The organism is Exiguobacterium sp. E17S, from assembly GCF_057772545.1.
The window spans coordinates 804,482-830,363 of record NZ_JBYLRU010000001.1 but is presented as its reverse complement, the minus strand read 5'-3'; the positions used below and the strand labels follow the sequence as shown (position 1 = coordinate 830,363).

Annotated in this window: 20 protein-coding genes and 1 tRNA gene; all 21 read left to right on the top strand. The window is 48.1% G+C overall.

The features are described from left to right. Window positions 1-12 precede the first annotated feature (12 nt). The 21 genes from gltB to AC3B4V_RS04280 all read left to right on the top strand — a co-directional run bounded on the left by gltB (window position 13) and on the right by AC3B4V_RS04280 (window position 25,876). Window positions 13-4,485 carry a glutamate synthase large subunit gene (gene gltB, locus AC3B4V_RS04380; RefSeq protein ID WP_488377891.1) on the top strand — a complete coding sequence of 1,491 codons (4,473 nt, stop codon included), beginning with the start codon at window positions 13-15 and terminating at the stop codon, window positions 4,483-4,485. After that, window positions 4,482-5,948, top strand: coding sequence for a glutamate synthase subunit beta (locus AC3B4V_RS04375; RefSeq protein WP_488377890.1), 1,467 nt, complete (start codon window positions 4,482-4,484; stop codon window positions 5,946-5,948). The genes gltB and AC3B4V_RS04375 overlap by 4 nt, the downstream gene beginning before the upstream one ends. Window positions 5,949-6,105: 157 nt before the next feature. Next, the gene (locus tag AC3B4V_RS04370; protein WP_488377889.1) at window positions 6,106-6,399 is read left to right on the top strand and encodes a PTS sugar transporter subunit IIB; all 294 of its coding nucleotides are present in this window, start codon (window positions 6,106-6,108) and stop codon (window positions 6,397-6,399) included. Further along, window positions 6,392-8,404, top strand: a complete 2,013-nt coding sequence (locus tag AC3B4V_RS04365) for a BglG family transcription antiterminator (protein WP_488377888.1) — start codon at window positions 6,392-6,394, stop codon at window positions 8,402-8,404. The genes AC3B4V_RS04370 and AC3B4V_RS04365 overlap by 8 nt, the downstream gene beginning before the upstream one ends. 192 nt (window positions 8,405-8,596) lie before the next feature. Then, window positions 8,597-10,027: a PTS mannitol transporter subunit IIBC gene (locus tag AC3B4V_RS04360; RefSeq protein WP_064299708.1), complete on the top strand. Its 1,431-nt coding sequence runs from the start codon at window positions 8,597-8,599 to the stop codon at window positions 10,025-10,027. A 34-nt stretch (window positions 10,028-10,061) separates the two neighbouring features. Beyond that, complete coding sequence (locus tag AC3B4V_RS04355; RefSeq protein WP_231884652.1) at window positions 10,062-10,499, top strand: PTS mannitol transporter subunit IIA; 438 nt, start codon at window positions 10,062-10,064, stop codon at window positions 10,497-10,499. A gap of 2 nt (window positions 10,500-10,501) precedes the next feature. Beyond that, window positions 10,502-11,644 (top strand): mannitol-1-phosphate 5-dehydrogenase, encoded by a 1,143-nt coding sequence (locus AC3B4V_RS04350; RefSeq protein WP_214859900.1) that lies wholly within the window; start codon window positions 10,502-10,504, stop codon window positions 11,642-11,644. A 238-nt stretch (window positions 11,645-11,882) separates the two neighbouring features. Beyond that, window positions 11,883-12,680, top strand: coding sequence for a hypothetical protein (locus AC3B4V_RS04345; protein WP_488377887.1), 798 nt, complete (start codon window positions 11,883-11,885; stop codon window positions 12,678-12,680). 68 nt (window positions 12,681-12,748) lie between these two features. Next, window positions 12,749-13,273, top strand: a complete 525-nt coding sequence (locus AC3B4V_RS04340) for a TraR/DksA C4-type zinc finger protein (protein ID WP_023468557.1) — start codon at window positions 12,749-12,751, stop codon at window positions 13,271-13,273. A 195-nt stretch (window positions 13,274-13,468) separates the two neighbouring features. Beyond that, the gene (adh, locus tag AC3B4V_RS04335; protein WP_023468556.1) at window positions 13,469-14,989 is read left to right on the top strand and encodes an aldehyde dehydrogenase; all 1,521 of its coding nucleotides are present in this window, start codon (window positions 13,469-13,471) and stop codon (window positions 14,987-14,989) included. 22 nt (window positions 14,990-15,011) lie between these two features. Continuing rightward, window positions 15,012-15,374, top strand: a complete 363-nt coding sequence (locus AC3B4V_RS04330) for a DUF779 domain-containing protein (RefSeq protein WP_023468555.1) — start codon at window positions 15,012-15,014, stop codon at window positions 15,372-15,374. 188 nt (window positions 15,375-15,562) lie between these two features. After that, window positions 15,563-16,573, top strand: a complete 1,011-nt coding sequence (locus AC3B4V_RS04325; protein WP_488377886.1) for a S66 family peptidase — start codon at window positions 15,563-15,565, stop codon at window positions 16,571-16,573. A 15-nt stretch (window positions 16,574-16,588) separates the two neighbouring features. Next, the gene (locus AC3B4V_RS04320) at window positions 16,589-16,930 is read left to right on the top strand and encodes a hypothetical protein (protein ID WP_223040473.1); all 342 of its coding nucleotides are present in this window, start codon (window positions 16,589-16,591) and stop codon (window positions 16,928-16,930) included. 21 nt (window positions 16,931-16,951) lie between these two features. Then, entirely contained in the window at window positions 16,952-17,884 is a 933-nt protein-coding gene (locus tag AC3B4V_RS04315; RefSeq protein WP_488377885.1) for an alpha/beta hydrolase, read from the top strand. 42 nt (window positions 17,885-17,926) lie between these two features. Continuing rightward, window positions 17,927-18,010 (top strand) — tRNA-Leu (locus tag AC3B4V_RS04310). A gap of 202 nt (window positions 18,011-18,212) precedes the next feature. After that, window positions 18,213-18,980: a transporter substrate-binding domain-containing protein gene (locus AC3B4V_RS04305; protein ID WP_323678694.1), complete on the top strand. Its 768-nt coding sequence runs from the start codon at window positions 18,213-18,215 to the stop codon at window positions 18,978-18,980. Window positions 18,981-19,011: 31 nt separating this feature from the next. Beyond that, window positions 19,012-19,656, top strand: a complete 645-nt coding sequence (locus tag AC3B4V_RS04300) for an amino acid ABC transporter permease (protein WP_223040471.1) — start codon at window positions 19,012-19,014, stop codon at window positions 19,654-19,656. Continuing rightward, window positions 19,653-20,381: an amino acid ABC transporter ATP-binding protein gene (locus tag AC3B4V_RS04295; RefSeq protein WP_488377884.1), complete on the top strand. Its 729-nt coding sequence runs from the start codon at window positions 19,653-19,655 to the stop codon at window positions 20,379-20,381. The genes AC3B4V_RS04300 and AC3B4V_RS04295 overlap by 4 nt, the downstream gene beginning before the upstream one ends. A 312-nt stretch (window positions 20,382-20,693) precedes the next feature. Further along, the gene (locus tag AC3B4V_RS04290; RefSeq protein WP_488377883.1) at window positions 20,694-23,534 is read left to right on the top strand and encodes a 2-oxoglutarate dehydrogenase E1 component; all 2,841 of its coding nucleotides are present in this window, start codon (window positions 20,694-20,696) and stop codon (window positions 23,532-23,534) included. Between the two features lie 35 nt (window positions 23,535-23,569). Next, window positions 23,570-24,826, top strand: coding sequence for a 2-oxoglutarate dehydrogenase complex dihydrolipoyllysine-residue succinyltransferase (odhB, locus tag AC3B4V_RS04285; RefSeq protein WP_488377882.1), 1,257 nt, complete (start codon window positions 23,570-23,572; stop codon window positions 24,824-24,826). 153 nt (window positions 24,827-24,979) lie between these two features. Continuing rightward, the gene (locus tag AC3B4V_RS04280) at window positions 24,980-25,876 is read left to right on the top strand and encodes a glycerophosphodiester phosphodiesterase (protein WP_488377881.1); all 897 of its coding nucleotides are present in this window, start codon (window positions 24,980-24,982) and stop codon (window positions 25,874-25,876) included. Window positions 25,877-25,882 lie beyond the last annotated feature (6 nt).

Genomic DNA, 25,882 nt, shown 5'->3' with positions numbered 1-25,882 from the left:
GAGAGTGCTACTATGACATTTCATCAATACCCTGAACAGCAGGGATTATACGACCCTCGTATGGAACATGATGCGTGCGGGATCGGGGTTTACGCACATCAAACAGGACGAGCGAGTCATGAAATCGTTGAACATGCATTGGCCATGCTTTGTCAAATGGAACATCGTGGTGGACAAGGAAGCGATGCGAAGACGGGAGACGGGGCGGGTATTTTAACGCAATTACCAGATCGTTTGTTTCGTGAAACGGTTCGTCATATTTCCTTCCCTAAAAAAGGGGATTATGGCGTTTTCATGATGTTCTTACCACGTGAGGAACGGGAACGGATGCGACTCGAACGAACGCTAGAATCAATCATCTTGACGGAAGGACAAGACGTCTTAGGATGGCGTACCGTACCTGTTCAGTCCGAAGTGCTTGGGTCGGGTGCCCGCCGCACGGAGCCAGTCATTCGTCAATGTTTCATTGGTGCACAGGCGATGGAAGGATTGACATTTGAACGAACACTCTTTTTGATTCGTCGCGCATTTGAACGTGAATCGGAGCAACTCGGTCTTGAACAATACGTCCTGAGTAGCTCGAGTGAAACAATCGTTTACAAAGGACTCGTGACGACGGATCAATTGCGCGCGTACTTCGATGACTTACGAGACGAGCGTTATCAATCAGGATTTGGTATCGTGCATTCGCGTTTTAGTACGAATACGTTTCCGAGTTGGAAACGTGCCCATCCGAACCGTTATTTGATTCATAATGGCGAAATCAATACGTTGCAAGGAAATATTCGGGCGATGCGCGGTCGAGAACGTCGACTTGCTGAGACGACATATGGTAATCGGGCAGAGGAAGTGTTACCGATTCTAGATGAGACAGGTAGCGACTCGTCGATGCTTGATAATGCGTTTGAGTTTCTTCATCTGTCCGGACTCTCACTCGCTGAGACAGCACTGATGCTCGTACCGGAACCATTCGAACATGCTGAGATCAGACCAGCGAAGCGCGCGTATTATGAGTACCACAGTAGCATGATGGAACCATGGGATGGTCCGTCTGCAATCGTCTTTACGAACGGGAAGCAGATTGGTGCGACGCTTGACCGAAACGGTTTACGCCCAGCGCGATATGTATTGTTGCGCGACGGTCACTTCATGTTGTCGTCAGAAGCAGGTGTACTCCCTCTTCGTGAACAAGACATTCTGTACAAAAAACGATTAGCACCGGGTGAGCTGCTTTTACTCGACTTTGCGTCCGGTCAGTTGATTGCAGACGAAGAGATCAAACGGGAACTCGCGACACGGCACCCCTACGCGGAGTGGCTCGCTCAAGAAGTCGTTTCCCTCTCAAGTAACGACTTCAAGGAAACACTCGTTGAACTGGGAACGAAACAACGGCATTTTGGATACACGCGTGAAGATATCGATCAATACTTGATCCCGCTCGTCGAAGAACAAAAGGATCCGTTAGGCGCGATGGGGACGGATATACCGCTAGCGGTCTTAAGTGAACGCCCTCAATCCTTGTTCCGTTATTTTAAACAGCTGTTCGCACAAGTCACGAATCCACCAATTGACGCGTTACGCGAAGAGATCGTCACCTCGACGCTGACTTGGCTTGGTCGACAAGGGGAGCTGCTGACGCCGAACCGCGCGAACTGTCGTCGTGTTCGCTTAGAGACACCGATTCTGCGACCAGACGAAGCCCATGCGCTTAAACAAAGTGGGCTCAAGCAAAAAACGATATCGACGACGTTCACCGACTCGCTTGCAGAAGCGCTCGACATGATCGTTGATGAGGCTGTGACCGCTGCACGAAACGGATATGAATTATTGACATTATCGGATCGTCTCGTACGCCCCGGCACATTGCCGATGCCCATCCTCTTAGTGACGAGTGCGATTCATCATGCGCTGATCCGTAAGGGATTACGTACAAATCTCAGCTTGATCGTTGAAGGGGGAGAGATTCGTGAAGTCCACCATGTCGCGACGTTGCTCGGATACGGTGCGGATGCGATTTATCCGTACCTGGCATATGCGACGCTTGAAGAAGCAGTAGGAGATCGGTTTACGGATGTCGACAAACGTTACCAAAAAGCAGTCACGGAAGGCGTCGTCAAAGTCATGTCGAAGATGGGCATTTCGACGGTCTTCAGCTACCGTGGTGCGCAAATCTTTGAAGCAGTCGGAATCGATCGCTCCGTCATTGACCAGCATTTCACTGGTACGGTCTCTCAATTGAGCGGGATGACGCTTGAACTGATGGAAGAAGAAGTCCGACGAGCACAACAGGTTGCAGATGAACGGATTTATTTAGAATCCGGCAGTGTCTTTCGGTACCGTCAAGCGGGAGAACATCATGCCTTTAACCCAGCAACGATTCATTTGTTGCAACACGCATGCCGTACGAATGATTACCGGCTTTATCAAAAGTACGCTCAACGCATTCAGGAGGAACCGGCAACGGTGCTACGACATCTGTTGACGTTCAAGGAGACGACGGCGATCCCAATTGAAGAAGTTGAGCCTGTCAGCGAAATCGTCAAATACTTCAAGACGGGTGCGATGTCATACGGCTCGTTATCAAAAGAAGCGCACGAGACGCTTGCGATCGCGATGAACCGCTTAGGCGGAAAGAGTAACAGTGGTGAAGGCGGTGAAGAGGAGGAACGATACGAACGGGATGAAAATGGTGACTTCCGGATGAGCCGAATCAAGCAGATCGCCTCTGGTCGTTTTGGGGTGACAAGTCATTACCTCGTTCACGCGGACGAATTACAAATCAAGGTGGCACAAGGTGCGAAGCCCGGAGAAGGTGGTCAATTGCCTGGTGAAAAAGTCTATCCGTGGATCGCACGGGTGCGTGCATCGACACCGGGTGTTGGATTGATTTCCCCACCACCACATCACGATATCTATTCGATTGAAGATTTGGCCCAGTTAATTCATGACTTAAAACGTGCCAACGATCAAGCCCGGATTAGCGTCAAACTTGTCGCAAAAGGTGGCGTTGGAACGATCGCGGCTGGAGTTGCGAAGGGGCTTGCGGACGTCATTGTCATCAGTGGTCATGACGGCGGCACGGGTGCCTCGCCGAAGACGAGTATTCAACATGCCGGACTGCCATGGGAACTTGGTCTTGCTGAGACGCACCAAACGTTGACATTAAACGGGTTGCGCGAGCGTGTCGTCCTTGAAACCGACGGAAAGCTATTGACTGGTCGCGACGTCATCCTCGCCGCAATGCTCGGAGCGAATGAGTATGGGTTTGCGACAGCTCCGCTCATCGCCGTCGGATGTATCATGATGCGTGCGTGTCATCTCGATACGTGTCCTGTTGGTGTCGCGACGCAAGATCCAGAGCTCCGTAAGAAATTCACGGGATCTGCCGATGACGTCGTCCATTTCATGACGTTCATCGCTGAGGAAGTACGAGAACATTTAGCGAAGCTCGGTGTAAGCCGACTACAAGATCTCGTAGGGCGGACAGACCTACTCGAACCGTCAGAACGACAACGGACACATTGGAAAGCGAAGAGTCTTGATTTTTCGCGTCTTCTCGTCCATGTGACACACGGTCCGGCTGAACAACAACAGCATCATGTCGAGCGTTCCTTTGACGCGCGTGAAATCTCGCCGTATTTGGAGGCGGCAGACTTCAGTCAGCCTCAGACACTACGTTTAACGATTCAAAATACAGACCGTGCGATCGGAACACAGACCGGTGCCATGCTGACAAGACGGTTTGGGGCTCTCGGTCTGCCAACGGATCGATTGAAACTCGAACTGAATGGATCTGCCGGACAAAGTTTAGGTGCGTATTTACCACGCGGCGTAACGCTTGATGTCACGGGAGAAGCGAATGATTACGTCGGGAAAGGATTGTCTGGAGGAATCATCGCCGTTCATCCTCCACGTTCGATTTCGTTCGTCTCGTCCGATCAGTCGATCATCGGTAATGTCGCACTTTACGGGGCGACCAGTGGAGAGCTTTATGTCAACGGTCAGGCAGGTGAGCGATTTGCGGTTCGAAACAGTGGAGCCGTCGCCGTCGTCGAAGGAATCGGCAACCATGGACTCGAGTATATGACCGGTGGATCCGTCGTCATCCTTGGCGATGTCGGAAAAAACTTTGCTGCCGGTATGTCAGGTGGTGTCGCATATGTCTTGCCGCGTCATCCTGAACAATTTTTACAACGTGTCAACCGCGAACTCGTTTCGACGGGACCCGTCACGCATGTTGAAGAGATTGCGCGACTGAAGACGTTCATCGAACGTCACGTCGCACGGACCGGAAGTGAGCAGGGAGATGCGATTCTAGCGAACTGGGATCATGTCATTCATTCGTTCATCCGCGTCATTCCTTCGACGTATGAGAAAGTGACGACGTTGATGGCTGATTTCGCAAAACAAGGACACAACACCGAAGAAGCGATGTTGCTCGCATTTGAGACACATCTAGGGCGCAGAACAGGAGGGGTACGATGAAACGACGCGATCAATTCATGACAGTTGCTCGTTCGGGTGGAACGGAACGACATCCAAGCGAACGAGTGGGTGATTTTAAGGAATATAAGACGGCTTTGACGGAAGCAGAAGCGAGTCAACAAGCCAGTCGATGTATGGATTGTGGCACCCCGTTTTGCCATGTAGGGGAAGTGTTTGATCAAGTGAAGATTGGTTGTCCAGTCTATAACTTGATTCCAGAATGGAACTTGCTCGTAGAAGAAGGACGTTTTCAAGAGGCACTCGATCGCCTTCTTGAGACGAACAATTTCCCGGAATTCACGGGTCGCGTCTGCCCGGCGCCATGTGAAGGGTCGTGTACGTTGTCGATTCATGAACCTGCGGTCGCAATCAAAGATATCGAACGGACGATCATCGACATCGGCTTTGAAAATGGATGGGTCGTGCCCCGAATTCCAGCAATACGATCGACACGTTCGATTGCCATCGTTGGATCTGGTCCTGCCGGTCTTGCGGCTGCCGATCAGCTGAATCAAGCCGGTCACCAAGTGACGGTCTACGAGCGGGAAGATCGGATTGGCGGATTACTCACGTACGGTATACCAGCCATGAAACTCGATAAAGAGGTCGTACAGCGCCGTGTTGATTTGCTTGAAGCGGAAGGAATCCACTTCCGGACGAACGTCACAATCGGCGCAGATATCACTCTCGAGACACTTGAAGCGGAGTATGACGCCGTCATCTTATGTGTCGGCGCGACGGAACCACGCAAATTGATGGACGCGCCAACGCGTGGAGTCGGTTATGCGATGGATTATTTGACAGGGGTGACACGTCACGTGCTCTCGCAAGAACCGTTGTCTGCTGATCATGACGCAAAAGATAAAGATATTCTCGTCATCGGTGGAGGCGACACCGGAGCGGACTGTGTGGCAACAGCACTCCGTCAACGTTGTCGCTCCGTCGTCCAATTCGGTAAACATGAACAACCGGGTACGACGCGTGCAACAGGAAACATGTGGCCGGATACACCGTCACTCTACTCCATCGATTATGGGTACGCAGAAGCGTTTCAACAATTCGGTCGGGATCCTCGTGAATACTTGATCGCGATCAAGCGATTCACAACAAGTGAATCGGGTCAAGTCACGGGTGTCTGGACGATTCAGACAACGAAAACAAAAAATGAATCGGGAGCAGTGATCTTTGAGGAGATCGAAGGGAGCGATCGTTACTTCCCGGTCGATCAAGTCTGGATCGCCATCGGATTCAGTGGTGTCGAAGAGAATGTACTCGAACATTTAGCGGTCGCCTCGGAACGAGGGAAAATCAAGACGACGCGTTACGCGACGAACCGGCCAGGCGTATTTGCCGCAGGTGACGCAAGACGGGGTCAATCATTGATCGTCTGGGCGATTCGCGAAGGTCGTGAAGTAGCGGAAGCCGTCGGACAATATTTAAAAGCAATGCAACAAACAGGCTAAATCACATAGCCTGGATTTCTGGCATCATCAGAAATCCAGGCTTTTTTGTGTTTGGCAAAGAAAGCTGCCAGTTCAAAAATAACTATTGATTTTGTTTCAAGGTGAAACACCGAAAATATTTCTGCTATTCTTATAAAATGAAGAGGAGGTATGACAGATGAATTCAGAAATCATCTATTTCGTATGCGAGAGTGGAATGGCAAGTAGTGTCATGGGAGCTACGATTTTAAGAAAGCGCTTACTTGAGTGCGGGATTTCGACGGACGTCAAGACATGTCGAATCGTAGACCTTCCTAATCAGGCATCTTTTATCGTTGGAGAGGCACAACTCGTCCATCGACACGTATGGAAAGCGCATTGTACTGTTCATGCCGTCGAGCGGATTCTTGATCCGACTGCATATGACGTCATCCTCGAATCTTGGCAGAAAAGAGTGAGGCTGCATGACTGAATTTACACCACGGGAACATGATATCTTATTTTTCCTCTTATCACGCGAGGAACCTGTTCAAATACAAGAGATTGCGGAAACGCTCGAGACATCGGAACGAACGATTCAACGTGAACGCGATCGTCTTGCCCAGTCTTTAGAAGATCATGATTTGCGTTTGACATATGTTCGCGGCAGAGGTCTCTTAATTGAGGGAACGGACGAAGCCAAACATGCATTACGGGACCAACTCTTGTTGTCACATAAACAATTACCGAACGCTGAAGATCGCCAAGTCGAGTTAGCGTATCGGCTACTACAAGAAGAAGGGATGGTCAAATTACAGGCAATTGCCCATGCGATGTATGTGGCTCCGAGCACGGTTAGCCAGGATTTAGAGCGGATTGATGAGTGGTTTCTACAATATGACCTTGAAATCAAGCGCAAAAAAGGGATTGGTGCCGAAGTCATCGGCGAAGAAATCAACAAACGCCGTTTACTGATTTCATTGATCTTTACGCAATGGGATGTTCTTGCTTTCTATCGCTTGTTACAAGGCGACGCCGGGCAATTACCTCATCTGTTACGCATGAGTCGAACATCCTGGCTTGAGATGATCAATCAAGCGTACGCGGTCATAGCGCCATTGACGAAAGAAGGGCGTCTCAATGACCGACAAATCATGCGTGCGACACTCAGCTTAGCTTTACAAGCGTTACGCAAAGATCAGTTTCCGATGCGTTACGAGTTAAAAGCGTATCCGGTCGAAATCCTCAAATGGGTGGAACGCGTCGAAGAGCGATTACCTGACACGTTGTCGATTGCCGAACGCCAATGGTTATCAGAAGAATTGCGTGCTTTCTTTCAATCGGACGCAGGAGATACGGAAGAACTCGTCACGCGCCTTCGTGTAAAACGATTGATTGAGCATGTCTCCTTACTATATGGAACGAACTTTACGAAGGATCATGCACTAGAACGCGGACTCGTCTCGCATATTCAATCGTACACCCGTCAAAATAGCGTCAATCCGTCCTATGTCATCAAACAAATCGAACGGGAATATCCGCGCTTGTTCGATGCGGTCAAACAAGCAGCGCTGTCTATCTTCACCGATGCGACATTTGAAGACGTAGATTTAGCATTTTGGGTCATGCATTTCGGAGCTGTCCTGAGTAAACCGACACCTAAACTACCATATCGTGTTCTCGTCGTTTGCTCTGCTGGACTCGGTTCTTCGAAGTTATTGATGAACCGGTTACGACAAGAATTCGCTGAACTCGAGCACATCGATAACTCGTCCCTGTTTGGCATCGAACGGTTACCAATCGACTCGTACGACTTCGTTTTGTCGACTGTGCCGTTGCCTGATATTCGCCCACCACATCTTCTCGTCAACCCGTTGCTTCCTCAGGATGAGGTCGAACGGATCCGGAAATTAATTCTCGCCTTGCCTAAATCCTTTCAACCGGCACCGCGAAAGACGAAAACGGAATGGCTCGATCTTGAACAATTGCATCGGCTCGTTGCATCGTCCATTCAAGTATCGGACGGATTCCGAATGGAACGGTTAGAGCGTGTAGACGATGGGATTGAATCGCTCTTGTTTGAAATCAGTACACGCATGGTCGAGCAAGGATTAGCGAAGTCAGCTGTTTCGCTCTCTGGACAATTGCTACGTCGTCATGAGATGTCAGGTCTTGGTATTCCGGGAACGCGGCTTGCGCTGTTTCACGGACGCGATGCGACGATTCAACGAGGGGGATTCCTCATCTTTGAATTGCCTAAACCGATCGACTTGCTCGGAATGGATCAACAGTTACAATCCGTCGAACGGCTCCTCGTCTTGGTCGCACCGGAAGAGACCTCGAACGAACTGCTTGAATTACTCAGTTCGATCAGTGCTGCGATCATCGAGAGTCCCGAACAAATGGATCAATTCGAGTTCGGGGAGGAACAGACGATTCGTCTGCTTTTGAATCGAACGTTTCGAACGGTCATTGATCAATTCTTAGGTCACACTTGAAAAATCCCTGTCACTCCATTCCTGAAGTGACAGGGATTTTTTCACGTCAAGCAGGCTTCTTTTCAGTCTGTCCAACTTCTTGGACAAAGACTGAACTAGGAAAGATTGAGTAAGCGCTTGCAGTACTCTTACAATAAGGTCATAGCAAAGCAATCATCTTATCAACTCATACACGAAATGGAGGCTAACGCAATGGCGACAGCTCAAAATGGAGCACGGGGCATCCGTGTACAAGTTCAACGGTTCGGAAGCTTTTTAAGCGGTATGGTCATGCCGAACATCGGTGCATTCATCGCCTGGGGGATCATCACGGCACTGTTCATCCCAACTGGATGGGCACCAAATAAGGAACTCGGTGAACTCGTCGGTCCGACAATCACCTATCTCTTACCGTTGCTGATCGGATACACAGGCGGGAAATTAATGCATGACGTCAGAGGAGGCGTCGTCGGGACGCTCGCGACGATGGGGGTCATCGTCGGAACAGAGATTCCGATGTTCCTCGGTGCCATGATCATGGGACCACTTGGCGGATACGTCATCAAAAAGTTCGATCAGTTAATCGAAGGAAAAATCAAACCAGGTCTCGAAATGCTCGTCAACAATTTCTCGGTCGGAATCATCGGTGGGTTGTTGATGCTCGGTGGATTCAAAGTATTCGGACCACTCATGACAGGTCTTGACGACATCATGGCTGCAGCAGTTGGTGCGATCGTCAGTGCACACTTGCTACCATTAGCGAGTTTGTTCATTGAACCAGCGAAAATTTTATTCTTGAACAACGCCATCAACCACGGCATCTTAAGTCCACTTGGTCTCGATCAAGTAAACGAGGCGGGCAAATCAGTTCTGTTCTTACTCGAAGCTAACCCCGGTCCGGGTCTCGGATTGTTACTCGCTTACTCGTTCTTCGGTTCTGGCGCAGCAAAGAAAACAGCACCGGGTGCTGCGTTCATTCAGTTCATCGGTGGGATTCACGAAATTTACTTCCCTTATGTCTTGATGAAGCCGGTCTTATTGCTTGCGATGATCGCAGGTGGTATGAGTGGGATCCTCACATTCGTCCTATTTGATGTCGGTTTAGTTGCACCTGCTTCACCAGGTAGTATCATTGCGGTTCTTGCAATGGCATCCCGCGGTTCTTACGTCGGATTGATCGCCGGTGTTCTTGTTTCAGCATCTGTGACCTTCGTTGTCTCAACTGTTCTGCTGAAGACAAGCAAAGCAAAAGAGACATCCCTTGAAGAAGCAAGCGCGAACGTCAGTGCGATGAAAGGAAAACAATCGATTGCCTCGACACTCGTTTCAGCTGATGCCAAACCACTTGCGGAAGTCGAACATATCATCTTCGCTTGTGACGCTGGTATGGGATCGAGTGCGATGGGAGCATCCGTCCTTCGCAATAAGATCAATAAAGCGGGCTTACCGATCAAGGTAACGAATACGTCGATCAGTCAATTGCCGCCAAACGCCGAACTGATCATCACGCATCGTGATTTGACGGAGCGGGCGAAGGAACAGGTACCAACGGCAGAACACCGATCAGTCGATAATTTCTTAAATGCCGGATATTATGATCAACTCGTTCATGAGATCGAAACAGCAAGAAATAAGATTTCTTAAAAATAAAGATAGAGATATTCAAGGAGGAATAAACATGACAACGACAATGAACCTTTCACCGGAACTTGTATTACTGGACCAACAATTCGCAGACGAGACGGCAGCCATTACGGCTGCCGGTCAACTCCTCGTCGATCATGGATATGTCGAAGCGGGTTATATCGATTCAATGCAAGAGCGTCACGCTTTATCAACGGTCTATATCGGTAATCATGTCGCAATTCCCCACGGAACAGAGTCGGCTAAATCACAAGTCAAGAAAACAGGACTATCGATTCTACAAGTACCGCAAGGCGTAACGTTCGGAACGGAACAAGCACGACTCGTCATCGGTATCGCTGGCGTCGGGGACGAACATCTCGAGTTGCTCTCGAATATCGCGGTCATTTGCTCCGATGAGGAGAACGTCGAGCGTATCGTGGCAGCGACATCAAAAGAAGAAATCATCGCCTTATTGACAGCGGAGGTGTAAGCATGAAAGCCATTCATTTTGGTGCCGGTAACATCGGACGTGGGTTCATCGGCTTACAACTCGTCAAGACGGGTTACGAAGTCTGTTTCGTCGATGTCAATACGACGGTCGTCGATGCATTAAAAGCACGTCATACCTATGAAGTCGGTTATGCCTCTGAACAAGGAGGACGTGAACGGGTCGACGGCGTGACAGCGCTCAACAGCTTGTCTGAACCGGATCAGGTCATTGCAGCGATTCGCGATGCAGATGTGATTACAACAGCTGTCGGACCGAGCTTGTTGTCGAAAGTCGCTCCTTTGATCGCGGAAGGGTTACGTCAACGTGATCAAAAGACACCTGTCTACGTCATTGCGTGTGAGAACATGATTGGTGGGTCAAAACACTTGCAAGCAGAGGTAGCGAAACATCACCCCGTAGCGGAAAACTGGTATTTCCCGAATGCAGCGGTTGACCGGATCGTACCGCTTCAACATCACGAAGACCCGTTGTACGTCGAAGTGGAAGAATTCTTTGAATGGGTGATTGAGACGACTGGACTACCGGAAGCCTATCCACGGATCGAAGGTGTCACCTATGTCGAGAACATCGAACCGTTCATCGAGCGGAAGCTGTTCACCGTCAACACGGGACATGCGATCGCTTCTTATCTCGGAGCACTATTCCATAAAGAGACGATCGCTGAAAGTCTAACGGATCCACGCATCCGTCGTGGTGTCCAGACAGCACTTTACGAAACAGGATGGCTATTACTTGAAAAGTACGGCTTTAATCCGGTCGATCATAGTGCGTATATCCAAAAGAATATGAAACGCTTTGAAAACCCGCGGATTCATGATGAAATCATACGTGTCGCTCGTTCACCGATTCGTAAACTGAGTCCAAGTGACCGACTCGTCAAACCAGCAAAGGAATTGATGGAGCGTGGCATCGAAGCAGATGGATTAGCGCGTGGGATCGCAGCAGCTCTAACCTATTTCGATCCAAATGATTCAGAATCTTCGGAATTAAATGCATATATTACGAAACATGGAATCGAAGATGCGCTAAACGCGTATTTACAATTATCGGCAACGGATCCACTTGGATCTCGAATCATCGAACATTATGAAGCGATGCAACACCAAGTCAATTCGATTGCTTAAGAATAAGTGTTCTCAACACCTTTCACGGGATGTGAAAGGTGTTTTTGTATATCGAATTAAATGCGACGTGTCGTCATCGAAATGATCAGTTTTTGAAATTCTTCTATCACAATTTGATTACAATTTGTATATTAAATTTGGAATATTCGAAAACGAATATTTAGCGATTAAAATACATTGTACGCTATATGAACGGAACATCTCTATTCCGATTTTTCAGGTAAGAGAAGGTGATCATATGTTGAATTATAAAGTGAACGTATATAGATTAAACGGAGCACGACCAAAAACTACAAAAGGAACCGGACCAAAACATTTGATTTATTCGAGTCAATTTTCTTCGCGTACGCCAGTCCATTTATTGCATCAACTCATCTTGAATCGACTATTGGTTGAACAAGAAAAAAACCTTGATTTGACGTACACGATCGAAGTAAATGCGGTACTTGATCAATTCGTGATCGACGTCCGTGTCTTTTCGACAGATACGGTCAGTGTCCAAGTTGAGCGTGACTTGATTGAAATCATTGAACGCGAAGAAGTCCGTCATATCCCGGCTCTTGAAATCGGGAAACCTGATTTTGCTGAATTCGCCCACATCGTCTTAAAGGTGAAGGAAGGTGGACCACGCCTTTCACAAGAGGATACGCAACGAATTTTCAATGAGTCTGGTGTTCGAGGACGAATCATCCTGCACAAGGAGCGCATCGATAGTCATGAGCCCTCCCATTCGATTCAGTTGTTGATTGGTGGGGCCGAGAAGTGTTTGTATAGTCTTTCGCAATATCAGCTTGATCCACTCTTCCGTAAACATGGTTTGACGATTCAATCCTTGAATCTGTTACCGTTTGATTTATTCTTGATTCGTGACAAAATTGCGATGCTGTCTTCGGCAGATGCTTCGCAACTGTGGATTGATGACATCACGACATCCAAGAACGGACGATCACATCAGATTTGTTTTAACGATGGGAATGAATGCATGACGGTCATCTGTGATCTTCATGGATCAATTCGGTCTTATAAGTGTTCGTGATGGTTTAACTCTTCTTCGAATAGGCTACATTCTTAACAGAGGTTCTAACGAAGGGGAGTCGAACAATCATGTTATCTAAACAACAGACGGAAGAATTCAAGCAACGGTTATTAAAGGAAAAAGAAAAGACGACATCAAACATCGAACAACGCGATACCGACTACGATGAAGGTGAATTGTCGAGTTACGATAATCATCCTGCCGATTCCGGCGATGAATTGTTCTTGCGGGAACGCGATCAAGCAATCACGGACATGCAAGAGGATATGCTCTCGGATGTGGACCGTGCCCTAAAAGCGATCGAGGACGGAACGTATGGCATTTGTAAGGTCTGTGGAAAAGAGATTGAGATTGAACGTCTTGATATCATTCCGGAAACGTTATTATGCATCGAGCATGCAAAAGAAGAAGCAGAACAAAACGAGAACGACCCGAATTCGCGACCAAGCGAAGAAGACGTACTGGATCCATCTGTCACAGCCCGCGGGAAAGACATCGACGGTGATACGGATGGATTCTCGAAAGTAAGTGATTTCGGTAGTTCCGATACACCGTCTGACCAAGAAGACGGAATTGACCCGACACGGTCTTGACCGGCAAAACATCTCCCGAAAATGGAGATGTTTTTTCTCGAAAAAAATCATAAATAGTTACCGGAATTTTTTGACTTTTCATATAATTTTGGTACGATGGTATCGAGGGGGCTGTTTTAGCCTATATTAAAATGTAAGCGCATACAAGCATCCGTCTCACTGCTTGACCATTTTAGTTGAGGGAGGAAATAATGCATGATTTATGACATTCCGAACAAGCAAGGGTCAAAAGTACAGTACAAGGAACGGTATGAAAATTACATCAACGGAAAGTGGACGGCACCTGTCGGGGGAGAATATTTTGATAATGTCACACCTGTCACTGGTAAAGTATTGTGCCAAGTCGCTCGTTCCGGTAAGGAAGATATCGAACTGGCTCTTGACGCAGCACACGCGGCAAAAGAAGCATGGGGGAAAACGTCTGTAACGGAACGCTCAAACATTTTAAATAAAATCGCGAATCGGATGGAAGAAAACCTTGAGATGCTCGCTTATGCAGAGACACTTGAGAACGGGAAAGCGGTCCGTGAGACACTCAACGCCGATCTACCGCTCGCAATCGATCACTTCCGTTATTTCGCCGGCGTCATCCGTGCCCAAGAAGGTTCGGTCGGCGAACTCGATCAAGATACGGTCGCGTATCACTTCCATGAGCCACTTGGCGTCGTTGGTCAAATCATTCCATGGAACTTCCCACTCCTGATGGCTGTCTGGAAACTAGCGCCAGCACTCGCGGCAGGGAACTGCGTCGTCTTAAAACCAGCAGAACAAACACCAGCGAGCATCATGGTACTCGTTGAGCTCATTGAGGATTTACTCCCACCGGGTGTTCTTAACATCGTCAACGGTTTTGGTCTTGAAGCAGGGAAACCGCTCGCGTCGAGCAAACGGATAGCCAAAATCGCCTTTACGGGTGAGACGACGACAGGACGTTTGATCATGCAGTACGCATCACAAAATTTGATTCCAGTCACACTCGAACTCGGTGGGAAATCACCGAATATCTTCTTTGAGGATATCATGCAGGCAGACGATGCTTTCTTCGATAAAGCAATCGAAGGATTACTGATGTTCGCGTTGAATCAAGGGGAAGTCTGTACGTGTCCGTCGCGTGCCTTGATTCAAGAATCGATTTACGAACCGTTCATGGAACGTGTTCTTGAGCGCGTCAAAGCCATCAAGATCGGAAATCCCCTTGATTCGGACGTCATGATGGGTGCTCAAGCTTCGAACGAGCAGATGGAGAAAATTCTTTCATATCTTGAAATCGGTAAGTCAGAAGGCGCAGAATGTCTCATCGGTGGAGAGCGCAACATGCTCGAAGGCGATCTCGCAGAAGGGTATTACATCCAACCGACGATCTTTAAGGGACACAATAAGATGCGAATCTTCCAAGAAGAAATTTTCGGACCGGTCTTGTCGGTCACGACATTCAAGACGGAAGAAGAAGCTCTCGAAATTGCGAATGATACGTTGTACGGTCTTGGAGCCGGCGTCTGGACGCGCGATATGAATCGTGCTTACCGGTTTGGTCGGGCGATCGAAGCAGGGCGCGTTTGGACGAACTGTTACCACCAATACCCAGCTCATGCGGCGTTTGGTGGTTACAAAATGTCAGGTATCGGACGTGAAAACCATAAGATGATGCTCAACCATTACCAACGGACGAAAAACCTACTCGTTAGCTACAACCCGAATAAACTCGGTTTCTTCTAAGTCGGAAAGGACGTGGATGCAAATGGTGGAACGTGTTCAGGCGACAGCAGCTTGTCTAGAGTTAATCGACCAGTTGAGAGAAAAACACGGTCCGTTGATGTTTCATCAATCTGGTGGTTGTTGCGATGGCAGTTCCCCGATGTGTTTTGCGCAGGGTGATCTATTCCTTGGAGATCAGGATAAAAAACTGGGAGAGATCGGTGGTTGTCCGTTTTATATTCATGAAGATCAATATGAGTACTGGAAACATACGCAACTCATCATTGATGTCGTGGATGGTCGAGGCGGAATGTTCTCTCTTGAAGGTGTCGAAGGGAAACGTTTTTTGACACGCTCCCGTGCGTTCACGCAAGAGGAATACGCTGAACTATCAGCATCAAGCTAATAAAGGAATCAAACACGGTTTCGTCGATGCGACTTGTTCATTCAGGTCGCTTGTACGGAATCGTGTTTTTTGTTCGTATCACAACGTTCGAACAGGATAAAAGTTGGTAATGCGGCATAAGAACGGTATAATGAACTCATATTTTGACGAGAAGATAGTTTCACACTATGACATTATAGGGGGTCACCATGAAATATCCATTTTTAGGTTGGACAGGTCAAACGATCGGAGTGACGGCGCCCTCCTCCGGATTACGTGAACAGCAACAGGAATGGGTCGAACAAGCAGTTGAACAGGTACAAGCACGGCAAATGAACGTCCGTTTAGGCGAAACGATTTGGTCGCATCAACTTGCTGAGAGTGCACCGGTCAAACAACGCGCCGAAGAATTGAATCACATGATGACGGATGAGACGATTGATGCCGTCATCCCGCCATTTGGCGGGGAACGCGCCATTGATCTTTTACCCGAGTTGACGCTAGCTACTTACCAAACAAAATGGTTGCTTGGCTATTCCGATATCAGTACGTTATTGCTCAGTCTGACGCTTCAGACGGGAATCGCGACAGCACATGGTCCGACTTTCGTTGAGCTTCGGAGTGAAGAATGGGACGAGACGACAAGTGCCTGGCGACGGGTGCTCGCGACGCCAACTGGAGGAACCGTCACACAATGGGCTTCCGATCGTTATCAATCCGAGTGGACTGATGAAGAACGTCCAACGGGTTCGTTATTTCAGCTAACGGAAGCGACGGAATGGAAAGCACTTGATGAGCGAACAGAAGTGACTGGACGGTTACTTGGTGGGTGTCTGGAGACGATTCGCCATCTGATTGGCACACCGTATGGAGATGTGCAGCGTTTCCAGCGTGAAGAGATCAACGGAGAACCGATCCTCTGGTACTTCGAGGTGTCTGAAGCGAATTCTGCAGAGGTGCACCGGACGTTACGACAAATGGCGTATGCTGGGTGGTTCGACCATGCGGCTGGCTTTTTATTCGGGCGCACGTCTGCAAGGATTACAGAAGACCTGACATGGCTAGACGTGTATCAATATCTAGCGGATGAGACGGGCTTACCAGTCTTATACGATCTTGACATCGGTCATCAGCCGCCACAGTTGACGTTAATCAATGGAGCGACGGGTACGGTTCGTATTCAAGGAAAAGATTCACGAATCGATCTGACGTTCAACTAAAAAGGAGAGCACGCAATGGCACGTCGTAAGTTTCAAGCATTAGGCGTTTATAAACGCGTCCATATCAACCCGGAGACCCGTCGGATGACGTTACCGGAACCATTTTACGATGCACTTCGTCTAGAAGATGAATTGCTGATTGCACAAGTCGGAGATGTTCTCGTCATGCGACGTCCGGGGGAGGTCGTCGAGACAGAAACGGATTTATTGAGCGAACTCGTAGAAGATGGATTCACGGGTACAGAGCTCATTCAAGAGTTTGCCTACCGGCGTCAGCAACAAGAACAACGATTACGTCAACAAGTCTTGCAGGATGAAGAGGATGACCATGCTGCTCAACTGAAGATCGAGCTATAACGGAAAGAAGGAGTGGGGCAGATGCGGCGCAGAACAAAAATTGGAATCGGAGTCATTGGATCCGGATTAGTAGCAGCGAGTTATTATTTTTATGAGATGGCAATCGCTACGAATCCAAAGCCATTCTTATCGAATAATCGAGATTTGAGTGACGAGATGGTCCGATTGATGCAACCTGGTCAGACGTGGATCAAGGAGCAACCGCTTGAGCGGATCGAGATTGAAGCGAAAGACGGCTTAACGTTACGCGGGCATTTCCTTCCGTCACCTGTTCCGTCAGATCGGATCGTCATTCTCGTGCACGGGTACGGAGGCGTCGGAACGGATTTAGCCGGATTCGCCTATCTGTACCATCAGGCCGGTTTCCATGTCATGATGCCCGATAATCGTGGTCACGGGATGAGTGACGGTCACTATATCGGATTCGGATGGCATGACCGGGAAGATTGTCTCAGTTGGTCGAACTATCTGATTGAACGGATCGGACAGGAGGCGAAACTATTCCTGCATGGCGTATCGATGGGAGGGGCGACCGTATTGATGACGAGTGGCGAACAACTCCCACCACAAATCAAAGGAATCATTTCTGATTGTGCCTATACGTCCGTCAATGCTGTCCTTGCGTACCAGATGAAGCGGATGTACCGACTACCACACTTCCCGTTCTTAGGGATGACGAGTGTATTGACGAAGCTAAAGGCAGGTTATACGTTCCGTGAAGCATCTGCGCTGAAACAGGTCAAAAAGGCACAAGTACCGATTTTGTTCATCCATGGTGGGGAGGATACATTCGTACCGACAGACATGGTGTATGAGCTATATGAAGCTTGTCCGACGGAAAAAGAGCTCGTCGTCATTCCAAATGCCGCTCACGCGATGGCCTATTTTGAGGATCCAGCATTGTATGATGATGTCGTCGAGAAGTTCGTACGTAACATCTTGCGAAATGATTGACAACTCAGTTCGTTACCCGCTATATTAATATCATAAATCAACGTCGTCGTGGCGGAACTGGTAGACGCGCTAGACTCAGAATCTAGTGGTGGCAACACCGTGGAGGTTCAAGTCCTCTCGGCGGCATAAATGATTGAAGGAGGCAATCCCAGTAAGGGATTGCCTCCTTTTTTGTTGCTGAATAGAAAACGATTTCAACGAATAAAAATTCAGAAATGTTTATCTTTTTAGAATTTTTCTGGTAAAATACGTTTTAAAGAGGGTACTCTTCAGGGAAAGTACTAAGTGAAGTAGACAATCTTTAACACATAGGAGAGGGGAAACAAACATGAAAAAAGGGAGTATCTTGTTAGCGCTCTTGATGAGCTGTGTTCTCGTGCTTGGTGCATGTAGTATCGGTTCGAAAGATGAAGAGTCGTCAGAAGGAAAGACGTACAAGGTCGGCATTGACGTCACGTATCCACCATTCGAATATAAAGACGGGGATACGTACAAAGGAATCGACATCGATCTCATGAAAGCAATCGCGAAGGATCAGAACTTCAAGATTCAATTTGAAGCTATGGACTTTAGCGGTATCATTCCGGCACTTCAAGCAAACCAATTGGACGTTGCCATTGCCGGTATGAGTATTACGCCAGAACGGAAGAAAGTCGTCACATTCTCGGATCCATACTTCAAAGCTGGTCTTATTCTAGTCGTCAAAGAAGATGAGAATGGTATTAAATCCGTCAACGATTTAAAGGGGAAAAAAGTAGCCGTCAAAAAGGGAACGACGGGTGCGAAATATGCAACGGACAACGCAGATAAGCTTGGCTTCACGGTCACACAGTTCAATGACAGCCCAGCGATGTTCCAAGAAGTGAAGAACGGTAACGCAGCAGCCTTGATCGAAGATTATCCTGTCATCTCATATGCAAACAAACAACAAAACCTTGGATTAAAACTTGTCGGAGATCGTCTCAACGGGGACAACTACGGAATCGCTGTCTTAAAAGGTGAGAACGAGGATCTGATGAAGAAAATCAACAAAGGACTTGCGAATCTGAAAGAAAACGGTGAATACGATAAAATCGTTGACACGTATCTGAAATAAGTCGCAAGGCGATAAGGGAGTGGGATAGCCAATGGAAGTGGTCAAAACCGCATTTCCATTTTTCTTGGAAGGGCTTCAAGTCACATTGTATATTTTCATCATCGCGGTCATCGTCGGCTTTCTGATTGGCTTAGTCGTCGCATTGATGCGATTATCACCATTAAAAATCTTAAACGGGATCGCGATCGTCTACATCGATGTCATTCGCGGAACGCCGTTCATCGTTCAGTTATTCTTCATCTACTTTGGACTCAATTCGCTCGAATGGTTATCGATGGACCGGATGTATGCAGGGATACTGACGGTCGCAATCAATGCCGGTGCTTATTTTGCGGAAATCATTCGAGCTGGTATCCAGTCGATTGATAAAGGACAAACAGAAGCTGCACGTTCACTCGGGATGACAGGGCGTCAAACGATGGTACAGATCATCCTACCGCAAGCATTTCGTCGGATGTTACCAACGATTACGAACCAATCGATCATCAGCTTAAAAGATACCTCGTTGTTGTCGATTATCGGCATCGCTGACTTGACGCAACAAGGTCAAGTGCAGCAGTCAACGACGTTTGAACCATTCATCGTCTGGTCCGTCGTCGGATTGATGTACTTCGTCATCATTTATCTCTTGTCCTTAGTGGCGAAGTTCTTGGAACGGAGGTTTACATTACGATGAGTATCATTGAAGTAAAGAATCTAAAGAAATCATTTGGTTCGAATGAAGTCTTAAAAGACATCAACGTCTCGATTGCCGAAAAAGAAGTCGTTTGTGTCATCGGTCCGTCGGGATCTGGGAAAAGTACGTTTCTACGCTGTTTGAATCGATTGGAAGAGATTACAGGTGGTACCGTCATCGTCGATGATTTCGACATCACGAGTCCAAAAGTCGATATCAACAAGGTCCGGGAAGAAGTCGGGATGGTCTTTCAACATTTTAATCTCTTCCCGCACAAGACCGTGCTAGAAAACGTCACGCTTGCACCGATCAAAGTACGCAAAGTGGATAAAGAACAGGCGAAACAGCGGGCACTTGAACTCCTCGATAAAGTCGGATTACGGGAAAAAGCCGATAATTATCCAGGCGAATTATCTGGGGGGCAAAAACAGCGGGTCGCGATTGCCCGCGCGCTTGCAATGAATCCGAAAATCATGTTATTCGATGAGCCGACGTCAGCGCTCGACCCGGAAATGGTCGGTGACGTGCTTGCCGTCATGAAACAACTTGCCCTTGAAGGCATGACGATGGTCGTCGTGACCCATGAGATGGGATTTGCTCGTGAGGTCGGAGATCGCGTCTTATTCATGGATGGTGGCTATATCGTCGAAGAGAACGTACCACAAGCATTGTTTGATTCTCCACAACACGAACGGACGCAATCGTTCCTTAGTAAAGTCTTATGATGGAACCGGCGTATCTAAATGCGGATACGCCGGTTTTTTGACGAATCATAAATAACTGGCTAAGCGCTCATAAGAAAAACTTATACATTTAAGCGTGAGAATTTGGGAATTCGAAATGCACACACAGGAAAAGAGTAGTAATATAGTAACGAAGGCACTTTCATGGAAGAATGACACGATCATTCCTTCTCATGACGTTCAGCGTTTTATTCATGCAATTCCTTTTGAAAGCGCTAACAGGTAGAGGGCTGGAAACACATCGAGTATCCACTGGATGTGTGGGGAGAAATATAGAAACGGGGGGAACCGTACATGGCAGGCCACGAGCAAGATCAACAAGCATTCTATGGACCAAACCTTGGCTACATCATTGAATTGTACGAGCGTTTTTTAGAAGACAAGACATCCGTTGATGAGGAGACACGTGCTTATTTCGAAGAGCATGGTGCACCCGTGACGGAACCAGTCGTACCGATGCAAGTCGAGACAGGAGATTTCGAAAAATATCTTGCGGCGAATCGTTTAGCGGAACAAATTCGTGCAAAAGGACATCTTGCGGCGGATATCTATCCGCTGAAGGACCATCCGCGAGAAACAGGATTATTCGAATTGAGTCAGTACGGATTGACAGAGGCAGATCTTCGAAAAATGCCAGTCTCACTCGTCTGTCCTGAACCACCAACTGGTGTACAGGACGCGTTTGAAGGCATCGAACATTTAAAAGCGCAGTACACGGGAGCAGCCGCAGTTGAGTTCCAGCATGTCGACGATCTCGATGAAAAGAAATGGCTCCGACAGAAAATCGAGCAAGGTGCTTTGACGGCGACGCTAGACGCTGAACAAAAGAAACAGTTGTTCAAACGCTTAGCTGAAACGGACCTCTTCGAAAAATACTTGCACAAAACATATGTTGGTCAAAAACGCTTCTCGATTGAAGGACTTGACGCGATGGTGCCATTGCTCGACACGATCGTCGGACACCTCATCTCGAATGGGTCGGAGACGATCAATATCGGAATGGCACACCGTGGACGGTTGAACGTTTTGGCGCACGTACTTGGGAAGCCATATGAAATGATCTTTGCTGAGTTCCAGCATGCACCGAACCACGACCTCGTACCATCTGAAGGATCGATCGGGATCACGTACGGTTGGACGGGCGACGTGAAGTATCACCTCGGTTTAAACCGAAAACTCGAGCAAGAGACACGTAACGTGCGGATGACGCTTGCGAACAATCCGTCGCATCTTGAGTTCGTTGACCCAGTCGTCGAAGGCTTCACACGTGCGGCACAAGATGATCGCTCACAAAAAGGTGCACCACGCCAAGAGCAAGCGGCTGCTGCTGCAATCCTGATACACGGTGATGCTGCGTTCCCAGGTCAAGGAATCGTGGCTGAAACATTGAATTTAGCGAATCTCAAAGGATATAACACAGGCGGAACGATTCACATCATCGCGAACAACACGATCGGCTTCACGACGGAGCCGACGGACTCCCGTTCGACGCGCTACTCAAGTGATCTGGCTAAGGGTTACGAGATCCCAGTCTTCCACGTCAACGCGGATGAGCCGGAAAGCTGTCTCGCAGTCGCGTTGCTCGCGAGCGAGTACCGGGCAACGTTTAAGAAGGATGTCATGATTGATTTAATCGGATATCGTCGTTTTGGTCATAACGAAATGGATGAACCGATGAATACGAACCCGGTCTTATACGATTTGATTCATAAACATGATCCAATTCGTGTCTTGTACGGGAAAACGCTTGTCGCGAACGGGGATGCGACAGCTGACGAAATTCAATCGATTGAAACGTCGATCAATGATCAAATGAAAGCGGCTCGTGAAAAAGTACCGAACGCGGAGAAAGAGTATGGTGGGGTCATGCCGGACGTCGTCTTTAAAGGCGTTCCGACGATTGAGACAGGGGTCTCGATTGAAACATTGACGGCGTACAACGAAGAATTGTTACAGTGGCCGGATGGCTTCCAAGTGTTCCATAAACTTGAGAAGGTCCTGAAGCGCCGGACGGATGCGTTCTCGACAAAGAACGGAATTGACTGGGGACATGCCGAAACATTGGCGTTTGCTTCGATTCTCTCAGATGGAACACCAATCCGCTTGAGCGGTCAAGATTCTGAACGAGGAACGTTCGCACAACGGAACATTAATCTTCATGATGTGAAAACAGGAGAAGGCTTCTCGCCACTCCATGCCTTATCAACGGCAACTGCATCATTCTCGGTCTACAACAGTCCGTTGTCTGAAGCAGGTGTACTTGGTTTTGAATACGGTTATAACGTCTTCGCTCCGGAAACGCTCGTATTATGGGAAGCGCAATATGGGGACTTTGCGAACTCAGGTCAAGTCATCTTCGACCAGTTCATCTCAGCTAGCCGAGCGAAATGGGGACAAACATCAGGTCTCGTCATGTTGCTTCCGCATGGTTATGAAGGGCAAGGACCAGAACACTCGAGTGGTCGTTTAGAACGCTTCTTGACGTTATCGGGTGAGAAAAACTGGACGGTCGCGAACGTATCGAGTGCTGCCCAGTACTTCCATTTATTGCGCCGACAAGCAGCGATTCTCGGAAAAGAGGAAGTCCGACCGCTCGTCGTCATGACGCCGAAGAGTCTCTTGCGTCATCCGCTTGCAACATCGGATGTCTCTGAGTTGACGGAAGGTAGTTTCCAACGTGTCATCGAACAGTCAGGGCTCGGAGAAGCGCCAGATCGTGTCAAACGTCTTGTGTTCTGTTCTGGTAAGATGGCAATCGACCTAGCTGAAGCCGTTTCGAAATCAGATGAGAATCTCGATTGGCTACAAATCGTCCGGGTCGAGGAGTTGTATCCATTCCCGGCAAAAGCCTTAAAAGAAGTCATCGCGCGCTATGAATCCGTCGAAGAGATGTTCTGGGTGCAAGAAGAACCGAAAAACATGGGGGCGTGGTCCTTCATGGAACCTCGACTTGAGACAGTCGCACCGAATGGTATCCAAACCGTCCGTTACATCGGTCGTCGTCGTCGTTCCAGTACAGCAGAAGGTGACCCGTCAGGTCATAAAGTAGAGCAGGCACGTATCATCAATGATGCACTCACAGCGACTGCTTCTACTCCAACAGCACCATCACACGTATCAAATCACACATCATAACTTAAGATAGAATCGAGTCATAGGGGGAGAATACGATGGAAATCAAAGTACCAGAACTTGCCGAATCAATTACAGAAGGAACGGTGGCGTCTTGGTTAAAACAACCAGGTGATCACGTGGAAAAAGGGGAAGCCATCGTTGAGCTCGAGACAGATAAGGTCAACATCGAAGTACCGTCAGATGAAGCTGGTACGTTGACGGAGGTGATGGTTGCTGAAGGAGATACAGTCCGCGTCGGGGAAACGATTGCTGTCATCTCTGCTGGTGGCGAGGCTCCAAAACCGGCTGCGGCAGAACCAGTACAAGAAACTCCAAAAGAGACACCTAAAGCAGAAGAAAAAGCGGAACAACCGGTGGCTGCAGCAGCGACTGAAAGTACATCTGTTGCGGATCGTCCGATTGCTTCACCTGCTGCCCGTAAACTGGCTCGTGAAAAAGGAATTGATTTAGCACAAGTGGCAACGCAAGATCCGCTCGGTCGGATTCGCGTGCAAGACGTCGCGACGTTTGAAGTAGCACCACGTGAGCAAGCAAAACCGGCTCCTACGAAACCTGCTACACCGGCACCAGCACCAGCAGCCGCTCCTGGGAAACCGGAAGAGCGAATCAAGATGTCACGCCGTCGTAAGACAATCGCGAACCGACTCGTTGAAGTTCAACAAACAGCAGCAATGTTGACGACATTCAATGAGATCGATATGTCAGCGGTCATGGCACTGCGTAAACGTCGCCAAGAGAAATTCGTGAAGGAAAACGAAGTCAAGCTCGGCTTCATGTCATTCTTTACGAAAGCAGCAGTCGCAGCACTTAAAAAGATGCCATATTTGAATGCTGAGATTCAAGGCGATGAAATCGTCCTCAAAAAATTCTATGATATCGGTATTGCCGTTTCAGCACCAGACGGTCTCGTCGTTCCGGTCGTTCGTGATGCGGATAAGAAGAACTTCGCTGAGATTGAAAAAGACATCATTCAACTAGCGGTTAAGGCGCGTGATAATAAACTCGGTCTATCTGATTTGACGGGTGGTACGTTCACGATCACGAATGGTGGTACGTTCGGTTCACTCATGTCGACACCGATCTTAAACGGTCCACAAGTCGCGATTCTCGGAATGCACGCAATCAACTTGCGTCCTGTAGCGATTGATGCTGAGCGCATGGAAAACCGTCCGATGATGTATGTCGCACTCTCTTATGATCACCGAATCGTTGATGGAAAAGAAGCCGTTACGTTCTTGAAGCACATTAAAGATCTCCTTGAAGATCCAGAGTCATTGATTTTCGAAGCGTAATCATAAAAAGACCCGTTTTAGATGCGGGTCTTTTTTTTTGTTGATATCATTTTGTCATCAAATCACGAAACGACATTTACATCATCTCTATATCAGCTTCATACATACGATTTAGGATAAGTGTTGTAAGAATATTTCAAGGGGGAATTGATTATGTTGAAACAAATTGGGTTGACGATGGTAGCAGGAGCCGTATTAAGCACAGGTTTTCCGACAGAAGATGTCAGCGCACATTCAAAAGGAAAATCGTTACTCGATCCAAATCGAATCATCAATGTTGCCCACCGCGGAGCTTCAGGATACGCGCCAGAGCATACGATGCCAGCTTATGAAATGGGACATAAGACATTCAAAGCAGATTACATCGAAATTGATTTACAGATGACGAAAGACGGTCAATTGATTGCGATGCACGATGAAACGGTTGATCGGACGACGAACGGAACGGGTGCCGTCAAAGATAAAACGCTTGCTGAAATCAAGAAACTTGATGCCGGTAGCTGGTTCAATGAAGCGAACCCGACCCTTGCGAAAAAATCGTATGTCGGTTTGAAAGTTCCGACGCTTCAAGAAGTCTTGAGTAAGTATGGGAAGCATGCGAATTACTACATCGAGACGAAATCACCGGAAGTGTACCCGGGAATGGAACAGAAATTGCTCGACGTACTAAAGCAGAACGGATTGTCGAGTAACAAGGTCAAATCAGGACAAGTCTTGATTCAGTCGTTTAGTGAAGCGAGTCTTCAAAAAGTCAGAGCCATCGACCCGAACGTTCCCTTGGTTCAGTTGATGGAAGCAAATGAAGTCAAGGCATTGACGGATGATCGATTAACAGCAATCCGCCAGTATGCGGTCGGTGTCGGTCCTTCCTTCAAAGCATTGACACGTGAGAACGTCGCAGCCATTCGGGCGCATGATTTGTTACTTCACCCGTACACAGTGAATGAAAAAGCGGATATGGTTCGTATGCTTGACTATGGTGTCACGGGAGTCTTTACGAACTATGCCGACCGTTTTCATGATGTCGTGAAAGGACTGTACAAAAAATAAGGTAAA

Coding starts and splice junctions, on each gene's coding strand:
- gltB (WP_488377891.1), top strand. CDS start 13: ATGACATTTCATCAATACCCTGAACAGCAGGGATTATACGACCCTCGT.
- AC3B4V_RS04375 (WP_488377890.1), top strand. CDS start 4,482: ATGAAACGACGCGATCAATTCATGACAGTTGCTCGTTCGGGTGGAACG.
- AC3B4V_RS04370 (WP_488377889.1), top strand. CDS start 6,106: ATGAATTCAGAAATCATCTATTTCGTATGCGAGAGTGGAATGGCAAGT.
- AC3B4V_RS04365 (WP_488377888.1), top strand. CDS start 6,392: ATGACTGAATTTACACCACGGGAACATGATATCTTATTTTTCCTCTTA.
- AC3B4V_RS04360 (WP_064299708.1), top strand. CDS start 8,597: ATGGCGACAGCTCAAAATGGAGCACGGGGCATCCGTGTACAAGTTCAA.
- AC3B4V_RS04355 (WP_231884652.1), top strand. CDS start 10,062: ATGACAACGACAATGAACCTTTCACCGGAACTTGTATTACTGGACCAA.
- AC3B4V_RS04350 (WP_214859900.1), top strand. CDS start 10,502: ATGAAAGCCATTCATTTTGGTGCCGGTAACATCGGACGTGGGTTCATC.
- AC3B4V_RS04345 (WP_488377887.1), top strand. CDS start 11,883: ATGTTGAATTATAAAGTGAACGTATATAGATTAAACGGAGCACGACCA.
- AC3B4V_RS04340 (WP_023468557.1), top strand. CDS start 12,749: ATGTTATCTAAACAACAGACGGAAGAATTCAAGCAACGGTTATTAAAG.
- adh (WP_023468556.1), top strand. CDS start 13,469: ATGATTTATGACATTCCGAACAAGCAAGGGTCAAAAGTACAGTACAAG.
- AC3B4V_RS04330 (WP_023468555.1), top strand. CDS start 15,012: ATGGTGGAACGTGTTCAGGCGACAGCAGCTTGTCTAGAGTTAATCGAC.
- AC3B4V_RS04325 (WP_488377886.1), top strand. CDS start 15,563: ATGAAATATCCATTTTTAGGTTGGACAGGTCAAACGATCGGAGTGACG.
- AC3B4V_RS04320 (WP_223040473.1), top strand. CDS start 16,589: ATGGCACGTCGTAAGTTTCAAGCATTAGGCGTTTATAAACGCGTCCAT.
- AC3B4V_RS04315 (WP_488377885.1), top strand. CDS start 16,952: ATGCGGCGCAGAACAAAAATTGGAATCGGAGTCATTGGATCCGGATTA.
- AC3B4V_RS04305 (WP_323678694.1), top strand. CDS start 18,213: ATGAAAAAAGGGAGTATCTTGTTAGCGCTCTTGATGAGCTGTGTTCTC.
- AC3B4V_RS04300 (WP_223040471.1), top strand. CDS start 19,012: ATGGAAGTGGTCAAAACCGCATTTCCATTTTTCTTGGAAGGGCTTCAA.
- AC3B4V_RS04295 (WP_488377884.1), top strand. CDS start 19,653: ATGAGTATCATTGAAGTAAAGAATCTAAAGAAATCATTTGGTTCGAAT.
- AC3B4V_RS04290 (WP_488377883.1), top strand. CDS start 20,694: ATGGCAGGCCACGAGCAAGATCAACAAGCATTCTATGGACCAAACCTT.
- odhB (WP_488377882.1), top strand. CDS start 23,570: ATGGAAATCAAAGTACCAGAACTTGCCGAATCAATTACAGAAGGAACG.
- AC3B4V_RS04280 (WP_488377881.1), top strand. CDS start 24,980: ATGTTGAAACAAATTGGGTTGACGATGGTAGCAGGAGCCGTATTAAGC.